20 protein-coding genes and 1 other annotated feature (1 of these 21 only partly in view) are annotated in these 17,778 nt (G+C 47.9%); of the genes, 13 read left to right on the top strand and 7 right to left on the bottom strand.

The features are described 5' to 3' along the window. Positions 1 to 14 precede the first annotated feature (14 nt). Positions 15 to 1,223 (top strand): GNAT family N-acetyltransferase, encoded by a 1,209-nt coding sequence (locus EPH95_RS05130; RefSeq protein WP_142087910.1) that lies wholly within the window; start codon positions 15 to 17, stop codon positions 1,221 to 1,223. A gap of 95 nt (positions 1,224 to 1,318) precedes the next feature. On the opposite strand, the gene EPH95_RS05125 is transcribed toward EPH95_RS05130, so the two are convergent. Then, positions 1,319 to 2,209 carry a COX15/CtaA family protein gene (locus tag EPH95_RS05125; RefSeq protein ID WP_142087908.1) on the bottom strand — a complete coding sequence of 297 codons (891 nt, stop codon included), beginning with the start codon at positions 2,207 to 2,209 and terminating at the stop codon, positions 1,319 to 1,321. Between the two features lie 389 nt (positions 2,210 to 2,598). On the opposite strand from EPH95_RS05125, the gene cyoE reads away from it, so the two are divergent. The 6 genes from cyoE to EPH95_RS05095 all read left to right on the top strand — a co-directional run bounded on the left by cyoE (position 2,599) and on the right by EPH95_RS05095 (position 8,323). After that, complete coding sequence (cyoE, locus tag EPH95_RS05120; RefSeq protein ID WP_142087907.1) at positions 2,599 to 3,534, top strand: heme o synthase; 936 nt, start codon at positions 2,599 to 2,601, stop codon at positions 3,532 to 3,534. 120 nt (positions 3,535 to 3,654) lie between these two features. Then, the gene (gene coxB, locus EPH95_RS05115) at positions 3,655 to 4,767 is read left to right on the top strand and encodes a cytochrome c oxidase subunit II (protein WP_142087905.1); all 1,113 of its coding nucleotides are present in this window, start codon (positions 3,655 to 3,657) and stop codon (positions 4,765 to 4,767) included. A 30-nt stretch (positions 4,768 to 4,797) separates the two neighbouring features. After that, a complete protein-coding gene (ctaD, locus tag EPH95_RS05110) occupies positions 4,798 to 6,669 on the top strand; it encodes a cytochrome c oxidase subunit I (protein WP_142087903.1) in 1,872 nt (623 codons plus the stop codon). Between the two features lie 3 nt (positions 6,670 to 6,672). Then, a complete protein-coding gene (locus EPH95_RS05105) occupies positions 6,673 to 7,290 on the top strand; it encodes a cytochrome c oxidase subunit 3 (RefSeq protein WP_142087901.1) in 618 nt (205 codons plus the stop codon). 6 nt (positions 7,291 to 7,296) lie between these two features. Continuing rightward, positions 7,297 to 7,641, top strand: coding sequence for a cytochrome C oxidase subunit IV family protein (locus EPH95_RS05100; protein ID WP_142087899.1), 345 nt, complete (start codon positions 7,297 to 7,299; stop codon positions 7,639 to 7,641). Positions 7,642 to 7,774: 133 nt separating this feature from the next. After that, entirely contained in the window at positions 7,775 to 8,323 is a 549-nt protein-coding gene (locus tag EPH95_RS05095; RefSeq protein WP_142087898.1) for a DUF420 domain-containing protein, read from the top strand. Positions 8,324 to 8,384: 61 nt separating this feature from the next. Here EPH95_RS05095 and EPH95_RS05090 read toward each other — a convergent pair whose 3' ends face one another. Then, a complete protein-coding gene (locus EPH95_RS05090; protein WP_142087896.1) occupies positions 8,385 to 8,741 on the bottom strand; it encodes a YugN family protein in 357 nt (118 codons plus the stop codon). Between the two features lie 166 nt (positions 8,742 to 8,907). On the opposite strand from EPH95_RS05090, the gene ylbD reads away from it, so the two are divergent. From ylbD to EPH95_RS05070, 4 genes are all read left to right on the top strand, one after another. Then, entirely contained in the window at positions 8,908 to 9,342 is a 435-nt protein-coding gene (gene ylbD, locus EPH95_RS05085) for a spore coat protein YlbD (RefSeq protein ID WP_160141618.1), read from the top strand. A gap of 70 nt (positions 9,343 to 9,412) precedes the next feature. Beyond that, complete coding sequence (locus tag EPH95_RS05080) at positions 9,413 to 9,640, top strand: YlbE-like family protein (protein WP_142087892.1); 228 nt, start codon at positions 9,413 to 9,415, stop codon at positions 9,638 to 9,640. Positions 9,641 to 9,692: 52 nt separating this feature from the next. Further along, on the top strand, positions 9,693 to 10,103 hold the full coding sequence (locus tag EPH95_RS05075) for a hypothetical protein (RefSeq protein ID WP_142087891.1): 411 nt from the start codon (positions 9,693 to 9,695) through the stop codon (positions 10,101 to 10,103). Positions 10,104 to 10,399: 296 nt separating this feature from the next. Next, positions 10,400 to 10,849 carry a YlbF/YmcA family competence regulator gene (locus EPH95_RS05070; RefSeq protein WP_319592820.1) on the top strand — a complete coding sequence of 150 codons (450 nt, stop codon included), beginning with the start codon at positions 10,400 to 10,402 and terminating at the stop codon, positions 10,847 to 10,849. A 46-nt stretch (positions 10,850 to 10,895) separates the two neighbouring features. Here EPH95_RS05070 and cbpB read toward each other — a convergent pair whose 3' ends face one another. Continuing rightward, on the bottom strand, positions 10,896 to 11,333 hold the full coding sequence (gene cbpB / locus EPH95_RS05065; protein ID WP_142087888.1) for a cyclic-di-AMP-binding protein CbpB: 438 nt from the start codon (positions 11,331 to 11,333) through the stop codon (positions 10,896 to 10,898). Between the two features lie 294 nt (positions 11,334 to 11,627). Here cbpB and EPH95_RS05060 point away from each other — a divergent pair, with 294 nt between their 5' ends. Further along, the gene (locus tag EPH95_RS05060) at positions 11,628 to 11,990 is read left to right on the top strand and encodes a hypothetical protein (RefSeq protein ID WP_142087886.1); all 363 of its coding nucleotides are present in this window, start codon (positions 11,628 to 11,630) and stop codon (positions 11,988 to 11,990) included. 71 nt (positions 11,991 to 12,061) lie between these two features. Then, positions 12,062 to 13,432, top strand: coding sequence for an aspartate kinase (locus tag EPH95_RS05055; protein WP_142087884.1), 1,371 nt, complete (start codon positions 12,062 to 12,064; stop codon positions 13,430 to 13,432). A 49-nt stretch (positions 13,433 to 13,481) separates the two neighbouring features. Here EPH95_RS05055 and EPH95_RS05050 read toward each other — a convergent pair whose 3' ends face one another. The 4 genes from EPH95_RS05050 to proB all read right to left on the bottom strand — a co-directional run bounded on the left by EPH95_RS05050 (position 13,482) and on the right by proB (position 17,601). Then, entirely contained in the window at positions 13,482 to 14,282 is an 801-nt protein-coding gene (locus tag EPH95_RS05050; RefSeq protein WP_142087883.1) for an ion transporter, read from the bottom strand. 142 nt (positions 14,283 to 14,424) lie between these two features. Then, a complete protein-coding gene (gene proC / locus EPH95_RS05045) occupies positions 14,425 to 15,258 on the bottom strand; it encodes a pyrroline-5-carboxylate reductase (protein WP_142087881.1) in 834 nt (277 codons plus the stop codon). After that, complete coding sequence (locus EPH95_RS05040; protein WP_142087880.1) at positions 15,255 to 16,514, bottom strand: glutamate-5-semialdehyde dehydrogenase; 1,260 nt, start codon at positions 16,512 to 16,514, stop codon at positions 15,255 to 15,257. The genes proC and EPH95_RS05040 overlap by 4 nt, the downstream gene beginning before the upstream one ends. Continuing rightward, positions 16,507 to 17,601, bottom strand: a complete 1,095-nt coding sequence (gene proB / locus EPH95_RS05035) for a glutamate 5-kinase (protein ID WP_142087879.1) — start codon at positions 17,599 to 17,601, stop codon at positions 16,507 to 16,509. Before proB ends, EPH95_RS05040 begins: the two co-directional genes overlap by 8 nt. 45 nt (positions 17,602 to 17,646) lie before the next feature. Continuing rightward, positions 17,647 to 17,778, bottom strand: a binding site (T-box leader); it runs 82 nt beyond the window's last position.

The following is a 17,778-nucleotide window of genomic DNA, read 5'->3' as shown; positions in this document are numbered from 1 at the left end:
AAAACGGGAAATCTATGGGTGAGTGTTTATCGAAGGGAAGAAATCAATTGGACATCCGTAAATTGAAGCAAGAGGAAAAAAGAGAAGCGGTCAAACTCGGCTCCTTTGCGTTTCAACATGAACCCACGGAGGAACAAACCGGGGAGATCATGCAACGGATGGTTCCGGACAACATCTGGGTTGCAGTGGATGACGGACAAATTCTCTCGAAGGTTGTGATTCTTCCTACGCGTTTGTGGGTGTACGGCACATCCCTTCCTGCCGGCGGCGTCTCCGGCGTCGCCACCTGGCCGGAAGGACGCCGGAGCGGCAATGTCCGCCAACTTCTAAAGGAAAGCTTGCGGGATATGAAAGCAAGAGGGCACGTTTTGTCGCTCCTTGCCCCATTCGCGGTCCGTTATTACCGAAAATTCGGCTGGGAATTGTATTGCGACCAAACAACCGCGATTTTGAAAAAAGATGCATTTCCTACGCCACAAAAAGGTGGAAGCGGCAAATTTCGCCGTGTGCAAGACGAGCATTGGCACGTGTTTAAGAACATCTATGACGATTACGCCACCAGGTATACCGGCATGATCGACCGGGATGAGGGCTGGTGGAAAAATATCTTGCTGAATCCCCGTTTTAAACACAAACGGCGAATCGTCTACCAAGACGAGGCAGGGTTGGACCGCGGCTACATTTTTTACACCGTAAAAAATGACGTTATGAACGTTTCCGAGTTCGTCGCTGTGGATCAAGAGGCGGGATCCGCGTTGTGGCAATTGATTGCCAACCATGACTCCATGGTGGAGGAGATGCGGGTCATTATGCCGAACGATTTGCATTGGCGCTTCTTTATGGACAACCCCGAAGCCAAGGAAGAAAGATCCATTCATTTCATGGGACGCATCGTCGATATGGAAGGGTTTCTCGCCCGGTTTCCTTTCGAACTTGAAGAAGGCGAGCAACTGTCCGTTTCGGCGACTGACGCGTTTGCGGAGTGGAATGATGGTTTGTACCAAGTGGAAAAAAAGAACGGGCAAAACGTGGTCCATAAAAACCCTTCATCCCCGGGGCTTGTGTTGGAAACCGATATTAAAGGCTTAATTCCGTTTTTGTTTCGGTACGTAGATGGAGAAACGTTGCATGAACGGGGGATTATTAAAGGCTCCAAAGCTGCGGTGACGCTCTGGGAGAAGGCGATTCCTTCCGGAAAGCCATTCCTTTATGATGCTTTCTAGCAAGCAAAAAGTTGGCAGGACATGGTCCGTGCCAACTTTTTGTGTCACACGCTAAGACGCGAGTAGTGGATCGGCCGCCATGCGTTTTGTTTTCGTTAATAAGCCCGGTTCCGTGTCACGATCATCGCCATGTAACAGAGCAAGGTGAACACTAATGTGATCACGATCGTGTGGGTGAGCGCGGCACCTAAATACGCGTCCGGGAAGAAAACAATCGCGACGCCGGCTGCTGCTTGTATTAGGATGAGCACAAAAGCACTCAACCCGCTGCCCGCGAGCATTTTACTTTCATATCGATAACGGAACGCTTGGATAAACAAGATAAAAAGCATCACAACGAGAGCGATCGCCGCGATCCGGTGTGTCATTTGCACGCCGGCTTGAAAACCAAACGAAGCCACCTCCCCGCAATGAGGGAACTGCTCACACGCGTATGTGGATCCGGTATGTTTAACATATGCCCCGCTATAGATGACCAAATATGCGTAAGCCAGAACAAAAAACAAGTACCTGCGAAAGCCCTTTTTGACACGGGGGGCAGGCCTGCGTTTGCCATCTTCAAAGGCGAGCACTGTCAACAGGATCACCGTCGCGAAGGAGATCGCCGAGATGCCGAAATGAAGCGCGAGCACAAGATTTGAATGGCCGAAAACGACGGCCGCGGCGCCCATTAACCCTTGAAAAATAATAAACAAAACAGCCATCAACGCCCAAAATTTTGTCTCTCGTAAATGCGGGATTTTTTTCACAGCCCAAATCGCCAAGATTACGACCATCAAGCCGACAACCCCGGAAACGAGACGGTGGCTGTATTCAATAATGGTAGCGAGCGCGGGGGAGGAGGGAACGAATTCCCCGAAACAAAGCGGCCACGTTTCGCCACAACCGTCGCCGGAATCTGTTTTCGTCACGATGGACCCTTGCAGTAAGACAATCAACATTCCGATCGATGTCAGAATGCCGAAAATCTTTAACCCTCTATTCAAAACATCACCTTCTCTATAAATAACCTGGATTTTAAACTAGAAACCGTAGCGATTGACAAAAAAATGTTCTCTGTATACGCTATATTCGATGTCTTCGGCATGTCTATCTTCAATTCATAACATAAAAATAACCCTTAATGAAAATAGTAAGAAGTAGCGGATCAGAAGTCAATTTATCACCGGTGAAGATTTCATGTCGATTTCAGGCGGAAGATGTGAAAAAAATGTGTAGTGTAATGAAAGAATACCTATTTTCAGCTATAATGACAATAATGGACAAAACCCTTCCGAAATAAGCTGAAAGTATAGTAAGATAGGGAAAGGGTACCAAGAAGATGCCGCCATTGTTAAAACATGGCAGGATGAATGGGGAAAAGGGGGTGAAGAGGATGAAGTCAAATACGGCAATGAAGGCAGCCGAAGCGGTTGAAGAAAAAGGAAGCTCGGCTGAAAAGACGGTGGACAAACCGTGGAAGGCTTATATTGAGTTGTCGAAGCCCGGCATTGTTATGTCGAATTTGTTGACGGCCTTCACCGGATTTTTCGTAGCAGCACAATATACAGCCGGGTTTAGCCTCGGGACCAACATACACATCCTTCTGCTTACAATGTTCGGGATAGCGCTCGTGCTTGCCGGAGGTACCACATTAAACAATTATATAGACACAGATATCGATCCATTGATGGAAAGCAAAAAAGAGAGACCGACGGTAACGGGAGCGATCGCGCTCAGGAAAGTTCTATACTTCGGTTTACTCCTGTCCGCGGCAGGAATAGCGATTTTGCTGGCCATCGAACCTGTTGCGGCAGTTATCGCGGCAATTGGGCTCTTTGTCTATGTGGTTGTGTATTCCTTGTGGTTAAAGCGTACGCATTCATTAAACACGATCATTGGCAGTATTGCCGGAGCCACGCCCCCGTTAATCGGTTGGGCCGCCGTTGACCCTGGTCTGCATATGTATGCATGGTTAATGTTTGCGGTGATGTTTATTTGGCAACCTCCTCATTTTTTGGCTTTGGCAATGATGAGGGTGGAGGAGTATCGTAAAGCCAATGTACCGATGTTACCGGTCGTCGCGGGCTTTACAATGACGAAAAGGCAAATTCTAGTTTATATCGCGGCGTTGCTACCTATTTCGTTATTGCTCTATCCGTTTGGAATGATTTATACCATTGTGGCTGCAGCCCTTGGCATCGGTTGGTTAGTGCTAAGCCTGAAAGGGCTTCGCACGAAAGATGACATGGAATGGGCGCGTTCTATGTTTATGTACTCTCTCGTCTATTTGACCGTGATTTTTGTCGTAATGGTTGCCGTTCATCTGTGAACGCGGCTGACAAACACCCGGACGTTCAGGGTGGGCTCCTTTACGGGAGTTACATAGAAAACGTGCTGAAAACGTAACACAGGAAAAAAGAACATCATGGAAAGAGGGGTTTGAAAGCACATGAATGCAAGGAAGAGCTTCTTGCGGTTTGCGCCGCTGATGGCCTTAATGCTGTTGCTCGCTGGGTGCGGTGAACAAGGGCTGACAGCATTGGACCCGATGGGGCCCCAATCACAATGGATTTTTGACAATATGCTTTTGAGTCTTTATGTCATGGCGCTTGTGATCGTTGTCGTCTTTGTTATTTTCTTTATCGTGATCGTGAAGTTTCGTCAAAAAGACGGGGATAATGAATATCCGGAACAAACCCACGGGAATACAAAATTGGAAGTGGCTTGGACGGTCATTCCCATCTTCTTGTTAGCGATCCTCGCGGTTCCGACAATTACGGGACAGTTTTACTTAAGCGTTGATGCGGAAGACATTGCTGAAGAGGAAGAGGAAACCGAAGGCATTGGCGACGTTGATGAAGAAGTTGATGAAGAAGATCTGGACGAGGACGCATATGTCATTGAAGTCACCGGCCATCAATTTTGGTGGGAATTTGATTATCCGGAAGGATTCACAACCGCTAACGATGTTTATGTTCCCGCAGAGGAAGAAGTTGTCTTTCAGCTGGAAGCTGAAGATGTCATTCACTCCTTCTGGGTGCCGGCTTTGGGAGGCAAAGTGGACAATATCCCCGGTGTTACGAACCACGTGTGGTTAGAGGCTGATGACCCCGGCGTCTACATGGGTAAATGTGCCGAGCTGTGCGGTCCATCCCACGCGTTAATGGACTTTAAATTAATCGCCATGGAAGATGAAGACTACGCTGCTTGGAATGAAGAAATGCAGGAAGAGGAAGAGGAACCGGAAGATACGATGGCTCAACAAGGCCGCGAGGAATTTGAAGATCAGGGATGCATTGCCTGCCACGCCGTCGAAGGCGAAGGTTCTGCACAAGGGCCGACCTTGACGAACTTCGGTGACCGTACGACGATTGCCGGCTTCCTCGAATACAACGAAGAAAATCTGCGAGACTGGATCCGTGACCCGGGCGCCTTAAAACAAGGGGCAAATATGCCGGCGGCACCGGGGATGGAAGATGAAGAACTCGATGCGATCATCGCTTACCTCGATTCGTTAGAGAAACTAGATGACGAAACAAAAGAAGATCTCGATATTCAATAAGGTCCATCGATTTAAAGGAGGGAACAAAACGTGGTAAGTGAGGCTACAAACACGCGTAAAAAAAGCGTGCTTTGGGATTGGTTAACGACGGTTGACCACAAAAAAATTGCCATCTTGTACTTAATTGCCGGTGCACTCTTTTTCGTTAAGGCCGGCTTGATGGCCGTATTGTTCCGTATACAGCTCATCGCACCTGAGATGGAATTCATCAGTGGTCAAACCTTTAATGAATTGGTGACCATGCACGGGACAATCATGTTGTTTCTGGCGGCAACGCCTTTAATATTCGCGTTTGCAAACTTTGCCGTTCCGCTGCAAATAGGCGCCCGGGATGTGGCTTTTCCGTTTGTGAACTCGCTCGGCTTTTGGCTATTTTTATCCGGGGGAATCCTTTTAAGTATCAGCTGGTTTTTCGGTGGAGCCCCGGATGCCGGTTGGACGTCTTACGTACCCCTTGCCAGTCGTGAATTTGGCGGCATAGGCATAGACTTTTACGTGCTTGGTCTACAAATATCAGGTTTCGGGACGCTCGTTTCCGGGATTAACTTTATCGTTACGATCATTAACATGCGTGCGCCCGGGATGACGATGATGCGTCTGCCGCTATTTGTTTGGACGATGCTCATTACGTCCATGTTGATCGTATTTGCATTTACACCACTTGCTGCCGGACTCGCGCTTTTAATGTTGGACCGGATCTTTGATGCCCAGTTCTTCATCCCCGGCGAAGGTGGAAATGTCGTTCTTTGGCAACATATCTTCTGGATTTTCGGGCACCCGGAAGTCTATATCCTTGTACTGCCGGCTTTCGGAATTATATCTGAAGTCATCCCGGCATTTTCGAAAAAACGCCTTTTCGGCTACACGTCAATGGTATTTGCCGTTTTGATTATCGGCTTCCTCTCCTTTATGGTTTGGTTGCACCATATGTTTACGGTTGGTGTCGGGCCGATTGCCAACTCGGTGTTTGCGATTGCAACAATGACGATCGCCGTACCGACAGGGATTAAAATCTTTAACTGGTTGTTTACGATGTGGGGCGGAAAAATCAGATTTACGACGGCTATGCACTTTGCAGCGTCCTTTGTCCCTACATTTGTTCTCGGTGGTGTAACCGGCGTTATGCTCGCGATGGCACCGGTGACCCATTTGTATCACGATACGTATTTCGTCGTCGCCCACTTTCACTACATTATTGTCGGCGGTATCGTATTAGGCTTGTTTGCCGGATTTTTCTACTGGTATCCAAAAATGTTTGGGCATAAGTTGAATGAAACGCTTGGGATCATTATGTTCTGGTTGTTTTACATTGGATTCCACCTTACGTTCTTCATTCAACACATCCTTGGACTCATGGGCATGCCGAGACGTGTGTACACGTTTTTGGAAGGCCAAGGCCTGGATACGATGAATTTCATCTCCACCATCGGCGCGTTTTTGATGTCTGCCGCGATCATTGTATTAGTCGTAAATATCGTCTACTCAGCGCTTAACTCAGAACGGGTTACGGTTAAAGACCCATGGGATGCGCGTACACTAGAGTGGGCAACGCATACGCCGATTCCGGAGTATAATTTTGCCCAGACGCCGCAAGTGCGCTCGCTTGACCCGGTCTTTTATGAAAAGATCCATGGAAATGGAGAAATGAAGCCGGTAGAACCACTGGATGAAATCCATATGCCTAATGGCTCGATCCTCCCGCTTATCATAAGCATCGGATTGTTCATTGCAGGATTTGGATTCATTAGCTTCCACTTGGACCTATTCATTTCGCCATATGTATTTATCGCGGTTGGCGGTATCCTTACTTTCGGCGCGATGGCGGCACGTTCCTTGCAAAATGATCACGGTTACCATATCGACAAAGAAACCGTGGAATCAATGGAAAAGGAGTTGAGCTAAGCCATGGCAGATTCAGTTGATGTGAGCAAAGGGCTTCCCGCCAATCCAGAAAAAGCGACGTTAGATGGAAAAAATAAATTTCTTGGGATGTTTGTGTTTCTCGCGGGGGAAACAACGATGTTCGCGACGTTCTTTGGCACCTACCTTGGGCTGAGAAGCGGTACTGCAGATGGTCCGGTAGCAGCGGACATCTTCCAGCTTCCCCTTGTGTTTATTATGACGATGATTCTTTTGACGAGTTCATTGACGAGTGTTTTAGCAACGTTCGCGATGAAAAAGAACCAGTTTGGCAAGCTTAAATTCTGGATGTGGATGACGTTTCTTTTAGGGGCAACATTTCTCGGTTTAGAGATCTATGAGTTCGTGGAATATTATGAGCACGGGCTAGGATATACCACGAGTGCATTTGCATCATCCTTTTATACACTCGTTGGTTTACACGGGGCGCACGTATTGTTCGGGCTTGGATGGATCTTGCTTTTGCTCCTTCGCAATCGAAAGGCAGGCATAACGTTAACCAACGCACCGAAATTTTACGCGTTCAGTCTCTATTGGCACTTTATCGATGTTGTTTGGGTGTTTATTTTCACTGTTGTATACCTCATGGGGATTGGAGGATAACCGTATATGGCTGAACACTTGGATCAATCCTTTGAAGATAGTGCAATGAATAGTGAAGAAAAACGGAAGATCAATCGGGAACAACGCACACAAATCATTGCGTTTGCCTTTATGATCGGGCTTACGATACTGGCCTTCTTGGCGGTTGGTGCCGAAGGCTTGCCGCCCATATTCACGACTCCGTTTATTCTTTTGCTTGCGTTTGTTCAATTGATTTTACAGCTATATTATTTCATGCATCTGAAAGATAAAGATCATGGCTGGCCGAATTCTTTTATGATTTCCGGACTTGTTCTGGCAGCGCCGATGATCGTTGCTCTTATCATGTTGCTTGGTGTCGTGAAGTATTAAATAGCAGAGGTGAATCGGGCTAGCCGTGGGTTAGCTCGATTTTTTCATCGACGGAATGTCAGAAGATCGTCAACAGGCAAGTTTGGAGCTTTTACTCCATCTTTAGTATAATGATGGGCAAGGAGGTTGACCGATGGATCAATCAACAGAATCACAAATGAAAGGAAAAAATTATATTCCCCTCGTTGTCACGTTGACGATCGTCATCAACGGGTTAATTGCCGTTGTTTTTTTGATGGATGGGGCCGCATCTTCAGCTTCTTTTGATGTTACGTTGCTGCCGATGTTAAACGCCATTTACAACAGTTTCACAACGGTTTTTTTATTGGCCGCCCTTTATGCTATTCTGAAAAAAAATGTAAAGGCTCATCGCCGTTTTATTTATGCGGCGTTAACAACGACGACCCTTTTTCTTGTTACGTACTTGACCCACCATGCGATGACAGACGCGACAACCTATGGCGGTGAAGGAATTATGGCAGGCATTTATTATTTCATCCTGTTCACACATATCCCGCTTGCTGCACTCATTGTGCCTCTCGCGTTGTTGTCCGTAATCTGGGGATTTACGAACCAATTGCGTAAGCATCGTAAAATTGTTCGCTGGACGATGCCGTTGTGGTTGTATGTAAGCATTACCGGCGTTCTCATTTATATCTTGATATCGCCTTACTACGCGTAGCAATTTGGGCAAAAGAAAGGAGGACTCCCTCGTTCTGAATGGGAGTCCTCCTTTTGTTTTGTTATCCATTCAACGCTTCGTCGATGGCGGATAGTTTTTGTTTGCTTCGGTTGATGATCTTGTCCGGAAAACCTTCCTCTTCGCCATATTCGACTCCGTGTGGATAATAATGGCGCCCCAACATGGGTGTCATTAATTTTACAAGTGTTTCATCATGAGGGATATCTCCGTTAACGGTGAAAACAGGCACACGCAGATAAAACGTTCCGGGATCGCTTTCATCCGGCATTTTAAAATCAAAGGTGGCCCGTTCGTAATCCCATTGCTCTCCGAAAATAAACCCATGGTCTCTCATGACATCTAATAATGGACCGAATCCGACTTCTTTGTCAGGAAAATGAAAATCTGTCAGCTTCAACGTTTTACCTCCTCAGAAACTCTATCTCTTCTTATCTTATTATGAAATCAGTAAATATGCAATGCGCAAGATTGGGCGAACGTACACGGGTAGGCATGCGTATCGTGATTAGTAAAGATCCATCCTTCCGGATGGAGAAGCCGGGAGCGTTAAGGAGGAGATGCCGGTGGAAAAAAAGGCGCAAATGGATCCCTCGTTGCGTGATTTCAAGGCTTTCGTGAAGCAGCATCCGAAACTTGTCCAGGAAGTTCGGTCTGGGAGAGCAACCTGGAATGGATTATATCAGGATTGGGTTATTTTGGGGGATGACGACCAATATTGGGGCATATACGATCATAACCCGAATGAAGCCAATCCTTCGGATTCGGAATCGTCTTCTATCTTTCCTTCATCCGCTCAAGGCTTGTTAAATTCAAATCAAACCGTGAGTTCGATCTTGAAAACATTGGGGCAAATGAACGTGAACGATTTGCAAAATCATTTATCCCAATTTAGCGGAGTGATGGGAAACGTCCAAGAGTTACTGAATCAATTTCAGTCTAATCCCAATCAATCGCGCGATGATCGACAAGAGAATCCTTTTTCGTTCAGAGGGTTTTAATGAGGAAGAGGTGGGACGATGCATCATCGTCTCGCTTTCTCCGTTTTACTTCTAAAAAGGGGAGGATGCGATGATGCGTGCCGATTTAATGGAGTATTTTTCTGTAAGGCCGGATTTGAAGCGGTATTTACGGGCAGAGCCTTATTGGTATCGAATATTGGCCAGGCGCCCTGAACGTTTGGAGGAAATGGAAAAAGAAGCGCGTTATTTTAACGGCCAGACTTGGCCCCAGCGTGTTTCCCGGATGAATCAGGGCTTAGGGATGACGATTCAGCTGCTGAACCTGTTAAAACGATAATCGGATAATATGCACCTCCTTTTTGCATACTACGCGAAAGGAGGTTTTTAAGTTGGGCAAAGGAATCGTAGCAATCGCGATGGTGTTGATGGTGGCAAATTCAGCGTTGCAGCCTGTGTTTGCTGGGCCTGAAGTGGAAATCGAACCGGTACCGGTCATGCAAGCGGATCAACAAGATACCGAGAAAACTTTTGATGTGAAGCATGTCGTGAACGAGGGAAATGTGTATGTGGAAAGTTACATCCCCGCGTTTAGTTTTTATGCGAATCAACACCAAGATAAAGATATACAAGGATATCTAAAATTAAGAATAAACGGCAAGGATGAAAAGGACATCCACCAAGCTGCATTTATCATAAAAGGGCTTGAACAGGGAGAACATACGATTGAATTGGAAGCTTACGATGAAAATGACCGTGCGCTCGGGCTAAAAGAAACCTTTTCCATTACGATTCCCGAGTGATATATCTGGATATTTCGCCAATGGATGCCAACGCGCAACCCGAGGGGTACGATAAAGGAGGGATTGTCCCTCAACATGCGGTTGATCTGCATCGAGAGGTACGATCAAGGGGAAATTGTCCCTCAACATGCGGTTAATCTGCATCGAGGGGTACGATCAAGAGGAAATTGTCCCTCAAAAAACGATTAATTCGTCTGCAGGGGTTTAATAAAGTTTTTGTTTTATCATTTTTTCAGGTTCTGGCAATTTCCGAGTAAACAAATGAAGCTTAAATCTGTTACAATGGCAATGCGGAGGTGTTAACGTTGCAAACTGTAGTGTCAACCCCAATAGAGCTCTTGGACGCATCCGATGAATTATCCGGGATGATCCGCTCTTCCGATATATATCACCATTATTTTGAGGCACGCCAAATCATGCTGGAAGATGAAGAAGCGAAAAGGCTGATCGAAGACTTCAATCAACATAAAGAAAAATTTGATGAAGTACAGCGCTTTGGCAAATTTCATCCGGACTATAGCGAGGTAACAAAGGCTTTGCGAATCGCAAAGCGGGAAATGGATCTCCATGAAAGCGTGAGTGCGTATAAAAAGGCAGAACGAAGCTTGGAAAAGTTACTGACAGAGGTCAGTGAGGCATTGGCTGCATCCGTTTCTCCCAATATTAAAGTGCCCTCCGGAAATCCATACTTTGACAACTCCTCTTGCAGCGGTGGCTGCGGAAGCGGAGGAAGTTGCAGTTGCTGACGCGATAAAAAACCCGCTTACGTGATTGTAAGCGGGTTTTTTATCATTACTGAAAATATCGGTGGACCAAGGCGAGAATCGACCTTCTTGTTAAAATTCCGACAAAAGCTGCTTTTTCGTCTTCGATACAGATAAAAGGGTGGTTAATGGAAGTTGTTAGCGCTTTTAAAAAAGTGGCGTCTGTTTTTAAACGCGGAATTTTTTTATTCATGACCGTTTCAACGGTAATGTCGTGAAGCCGCTCGATTTCCAAGCGCTCTAGGCCGAGAATAGAGTCAAGAATCTCGTTTTTGCTGATCTGCCCGCGAACTTTGTAATCGTTGTCCAGGACCGGAATGGCCGTGTAACCGGATTTAATTAAAATTAACAACGCATGATCGAGTGGGTTTTGAAGCTGCACATGGGCAACTTTTTCGTGGGAAATGATCAAATCACTGATTTCTTTGCTCATTAATTGGCTCTTTTTTAAAGTATCGATTGTCATCGTCTCCCTGCCCCCATAAAATGAACCTTCTGTCGAAAGGGAAGATTAAGCCGATAAGCATATCGCCATCTCAAGGCTGTCTTTTTTCTTTTGTTCATTTCTGTTAATGCACCATACTTTTTCATATTTATCGTAGAAGTGATTAACCGTTTTGTCAAGCAAATGGGCTTAATCATCCCCTCCCCCTAGACCGCACGCTTAAATCCACGTATAATAATGACGTATAATCCCCACATAAGGAAATCCGCCAGTTGAGGTGATTGGATTTTCAAACCGAAAGGCGAAGGGAAAAGTATGATTAAGAAAGATCGGAAGCTCGTCTTTGGACTGCTTCTTACGTTGCTGGCATTGCTCGTCGGCGGTTTTGTCATTCCTGTCGACGTTGGGGCTCCGTCGGATACAAGGACGATCCTTGATCATTCTACGCAAGAGTATGTCTCGCCGTCTTGTATCGATGACGCTGAAGTCACAAACTATTTGCAAGAAACGACTTACGGGCACGCGCTTTCTCTCGACTATGAACCGGAATCCGGTTGTTCGGGTGAATATTATCAGGAGTCCGGTGTCCCGTTATTTATAGCGATGCTGAAAACGATCGGCATTGTTGATCAGAAGTGGTCGGAAGAAGATATGTTGCAAGAAGGGCAAAATGCTTAAACTTGTAAGCATAAAAGTATTAAAGGTATTTTTTACAAATGAAATAAAACAAGGGAGCGTTTTAACAGCTTATGAAAGTCTCCAAGTTTGGTGGCACATCAGTAGCAAGCGGAAATCAAATTGAACAATTGGCAAACATTATCTCGGCCGATCCCGAGCGCAGAATCGTGGTCGTTTCCGCGCCGGGAAAACGGGACGATAGTGATTTGAAAGTAACGGATATGCTGATTACTTTGGGAGAAAAACGAATCAAAGGCGAGTCGGTCGAAGATGTCTTGGCGCAAGTCGTCGAGCGCTATCGTACGATTGCACAAGAGCTCGGGGTTGAAAAAACGGTTATGGAAAACATTGAGGCGGATTTGCAAGCGCGTGCCGCTTTTAGCGTTGAAGACGAAGGGGTCTTTATGGATCAGATAAAAGCGGCGGGAGAAGATAATAACGCGAAGCTAATCGCGGCGTATTTTCATCATACAGGCATGAAAGCCAGTTATATGAACCCTCGGGAGGCCGGTCTTCTCGTTAGCGGCGAAGCCGGTAACGCCCAAGTGCTGGATGACGCTTACGAATCGCTGGCAGAATTAAAAGATAGGAAAGAAATCCTTGTCTTTCCGGGCTTTTTCGGTTATAAAAAAGACGGCCAGCTGGTTACATTCCCCCGTGGTGGTTCAGATATAACCGGGGCAATTGTGGCTGCCGGGGTGAACGCAGAACTGTACGAGAACTTCACGGATGTCGATTCGGTTTGCGTCGCCAATCCGAAAGTGATAGATAATCCCGAAGAAATTCAGCGCATGACGTACCGGGAAATGCGTGAACTTTCGTATGCCGGATTCGCAGTGTTTCACGATGTGGCCTTGATCCCTGCTTTTCGGCACGGCATCCCCGTTAAAGTGAAAAATACGAACAATCCGGAAGGAAAAGGAACATTAATTACAGCGGAAAAATCAGAGGCACACGATCTTTATCCGATTACCGGGATTGCCGCCGATAGTGGTTTTAGCATTATTTACGTTCGTAAGTATTTGATGAATCGGGAAGTAGGTTTCGGGCGCCGATTGTTGGAAATGGTGGAAGATGAGGGCATTTCCTATGAACATCTGCCTTCAGGCATCGACGACACGTCCGTCGTCCTGCGCACATCGGAGTTTTCCTTGGACAGTGAGAACCGGCTGCTCACACGGATCCAGACAGAAATGGATGTGGATGACGCATATATCGAACACGGTTTTACCATGCTTATGCTCGTCGGCGAAGGCATGAAGGAAACCGTCGGTATAGCGGCCCAGGCGACGAAGGCACTGTCGAAAGTCGGCATTAACATTGAAATGATCAACCAAGGGCCTTCGGAAGTATCCCTCGCATTTGCCGTAAAAGAACGCGTCGGGGATGAGGCGATCAAAGCGATTTATGATGAGTTTTATGCAAAACAGCTCAATGACTGATCAAAAGTTTGCGGCGGGTTTGTTCGTGTCAGAACAGCCCGCCGCAGTTTTATTCACGCTTCTCCAGCATCTCTTTAAGTTCTCTGATTTCCGACTGCAAAGCCTCTACATCCCGTTTTTTGGCAGGAGGCGCCTCTTCTTCATCGGCGCGTTCCACATTATTGACAATGACACCGATGAATAGATTAAAGATGATAAAGGTGCCGACAAGCACAAACGAAACGAAATAGATCCAACTCAGCGGCTCCGCATCCATGATCGGCCGCATGACGGATTCCGTCCAATTATCGAGGGTCACGATCTGAAACAACGTCAAAACGGAACGTTGCAAATTACCGAAATACTCGGGGGAGACGGTGGCAAACAACATCGTTCCGATGACCGCGAATATGTAAAAGACGAGCCCCATCAAGAATAAAATATTAAACAAGGAAGGAATCGTACGCAAAAGCGCATCGACGAGCCGGCGCAGGGAAGGGATGACCGTGATTGCCCGTAACACTCGCAACACCCGAAGCACCCGTAATACGGTGACAAAATGCGCGCCGGCAAACAAGTGCCCGGCGGCAATGATTAAAAAGTCAAACCAGTTCCAACCGCTGTGAAAAAAATGATAAAACGGTTTGGCCGCGACCATGCGCAAAGCTATTTCAATGGTGAAAAGCCACAACAACAGGCGATCGGCAAACTGAAACCATTCAGGATAACGGCCATAAAGTTCAGGATAGGTTTCCATCCCGACCACCACAGCATTGATAAAAATCAACGCCATGATGACGATTGTAAAATAGCGGTGTTCCGTCAGAAAAGCGAGGCGTCTGCGCCATTCCGGCTTGTTTTCCTCGGTCATGCTCTCATTCGACCTCCAACATGATCAGCTTCGGCTACAACACCAATCATTATATCAAGTTTTTCGACACAGACATAATAGTACGTCCCGTGACTCAGAAGGGCCATAAAAAAAAGAACCCCGATAGAGGTTCAGGGTCCATTTATACATGCTTCTTTACTTTTCCGAGTCTCGCGGACTGGTCGATGGCAGCTTTCGCACCCTCGGTCACGTGTTCCTGCACCTTTTGTTCCTGAAGGACGGAGAAGGCCGCTTCGGTCGTCCCCCCGGGGCTCATCACTTCTTCATACAGCGATTGGAGCGATTCGGACGTTTGCGACCAACGTTCGGCAGCGCCTTGCATCGTTTGAATCAACAGCGCCTTCGCATCCTCTTCCTTCAATCCTGCTTCAACGGCAGCTGTTTGCAACCCTTCAAGGAGGTAGTAAAAATAAGCCGGACCGCTCCCGGAGATGCCGGTCACACTGTCCATTTTTTCTTCTGGGACGATGGTGGCCGATCCGATGGAAGAAAAGAGGGACGCGGCCAAATCAACATCTTTGGCGGTGGCGAATTGCCCACCGCTTATGGCGCTCGCGGAAGCGCCGACGCTTGCCGACGTGTTCGGCATGATCCGTATGACCGGGCACTCAGCCTCGATAAGCGAGGAAATATAGCCCGTCGTCGTACCTGCCAATACGGAGAAAATGGTGTGATCATCACGGATAAACGGTTGCAGGCGTTCGAGTGCTTCATTCACGTCTTTCGGTTTCATCGCGAGGATCAGTAAACTGCTGCGTTCAACGGCATCTTGTTTGTTCGACGTCGTTTGAATGTGATAGCTGTTTCGCAATTCCTCGAGCCGCTCGCCGTTGTTTTTATTCATGACGGTGATTTGTCCGCTGTTTACGCGATTGTTCGCGAGCAGTCCTGAGACGATTGCTTCGGTCATAGCTCCGGCACCGATAAAAGTGATCGCTTGATCGGCCAGCGTCATTGCGCTGTTCCTCCTTTCACATGTCCGTGTCCCGATATGACATATTTATTGGTAGTGAGAGCGCCCAGTCCCAAAGGGCCGCGCGCGTGCAATTTTTGGGTGCTGATCCCGATTTCCGCTCCGAAACCAAATTCCGCGCCATCGGTAAAGCGGGTGGATGCATTGTGGTAAATGCTGGACGCATCGATTTGATTCTGAAACGCGCGAGCTTTGTCTTCGTTTTCCGTGACAATCGCTTCGGAGTGGGTCGTCCCGAACTGGCGAACATGGGCAATTGCCGCCTCTGTGTCCGGAACAGTTCCGAGGGCAACGACGGGCGCGAGGTACTCGGTCGCCCAATCTTCCTCACTGGCTTGTTTCACGTCGTCATGCAGGCGCTGGATGTTTTCATCGCCTCTAATGGCAACCCCTTCGGCGAGCAAAGCTTCAATGAGCGCACTCCCGTTGGCAGTCGCCCATTGTTCATCGACGAGAATGGTTTCTGCGGCGTTGCAAACCGAAGGCCGATCGGTTTTTGCATCAACAGCAATGGAGATGGCCATCTCTTTTTTGGCGGAAGCCTCGATGTATACATGGCAATTGCCGATGCCGGTTTCGATTACCGGCACGGAGGATTGTTCGAGCACCGTCTGAATAAGCCCGGCGCCTCCGCGTGGAATGATGACGTCGACAAGGCCGCGCATTTGTCCCAGTTCCCGGACGGTATCGCGATTTTCGGGGTTCACGAGCTGCACCAACGTTTCCGGCAACCCGCGAGCCTTTAATCCGGCTTTCATCGCGCCCACAAGCGCCTCGTTTGAATGAACGGCTGACGAGCTACCCCGTAAAAGAGCCGCATTCCCAGCTTTTAAACAAAGCCCGGCAGCGTCGACCGTAACATTGGGCCTGGCTTCATAAACCATGGCGATCACCCCGAGGGGAACGCGCCGGTTTTCGATGACGAGTCCGTCTTGACGTGTCCATGTTTCCGGTTCAACCGCCAGCGGATCCGGCAGCTCCATGAGTGCTTGCAGCCCTTTGCTCATCGACTGCAACCGTTCGGGACTTAGCCGCAAACGATCGAGTAAATAGTCGGACAATCCCTTTTGTTTTCCTGCCGCGACGTCTTTGTCATTGGCGGCGAGGATGTCTTTTTCCCTGTTTATTACTTCGCGTGCCATCGCTTGCAGTGCTTCGTTTTTTTCCGATGTTGTACTTAACCCCAAAGCTTGGCTTGCTGTTTTGGCTTCTTGCGCCAGTTGTTTCACTTCAGTCACTGAAAACACTCCCTTTTGAAGTACTTACCCAATGGTCCCGGTGAATATATGTGACAGCCGGTTGTTCTGAGAGCCGGTTGCGCATTTCGTCCGCAGCTATCGTGGCACGCCCTTTGCCGACCGGTTCATTCTCTTCGTCAAAGACAGCGATGACGGAGCCTTTTGCAAAAGTCCCTTGCACCTCGCGGACGCCAACGGAAAGCAAACTTTTTCCGCCATAGAGAAGGGCTTCTTTGGCGCCTTCGTCGATGACGAGCTCTCCTTCCACGGGGGAATAAATGCCGACCCACTGTTTTTCTTTTGGCCATAGATGGTTCGGTTTGGCGTATACATAGGTGCCGTCGCCGTTTTCTTCCATGATTGCTTGCAGCCCTCGCGGATCATCGCCTTTTCCGATGAACGTTTGAATGCCGAAGGTTTGTGCATTTCGTGCCGCCTCCAGTTTCGCCCGCATGCCTCCGCTTCCCAACGTGGAGCGGTGACTGTCTGCTTGCGTCAGCATATCCGCTGTGATGTTGCCGATGGTTTCTTTTTTATGGGCATCCGGATGATGAGGGTGCCGGTCGTACACGCCGTTGACATCCGTGAGCAACGCGAGTGCATCGGCTCTGAGCAGTCCGGCCACCAAACTTGCCAGCCAATCATTGTCCCCAAACGTCAACTCTTCCACGGCAATGGAGTCATTTTCATTAATGATGGGCAGGATGCGGCGTTTGAGCAATTCTTGCAACGTTGCATAGGCGTTGTTGTATTGATGCTCTTCCTGAAAGCTTTCCCGGGTCAGCAACAGTTGACCCACTGTAATACCGTCTTTCATAAAAGCGTGTTGATAGGCTTCCATGAGCAATCCTTGCCCGACTGCGGCCGCTGCTTGTTTTTTTTCCGTCGTGACCGGCCTAGTGGCGTAACCGACGCGTTGAAAGCCGGCAGCCACCGCTCCCGACGTGATCAAAATAAGTTCATGGCCTTGATTGTGGAGATGGGAAATCGCTTGGCTAAACCGCTCGAGCCGGTCAATGGCAATGCCACCCTCGCGATTGGCGAGCGAACTGCTCCCGATTTTGACGACCATTCGTTTACGTTCCAATGTCTACACCCTCCCAAAACTAAAAAAACCTCTTTTCGCCCTTCGGAAAAGGACGGAAAAGAGGTTCCGCGGTACCACCTTCGTTGAAATCCCGGACGGGATCTCCACTCAACGCTTTCTATCGCAAAGCATAAACGGTCAGGTTGGGGTCCTGACAGCTCCGGGATGGGTTCAAGG

It is taken from the genome of Salicibibacter halophilus, from assembly GCF_006740705.1.
GTDB classification, from domain to species: Bacteria; Bacillota; Bacilli; order Bacillales; family Marinococcaceae; genus Salicibibacter; species Salicibibacter halophilus.
This window is presented reverse-complemented; position numbering and strand designations above follow the sequence as displayed.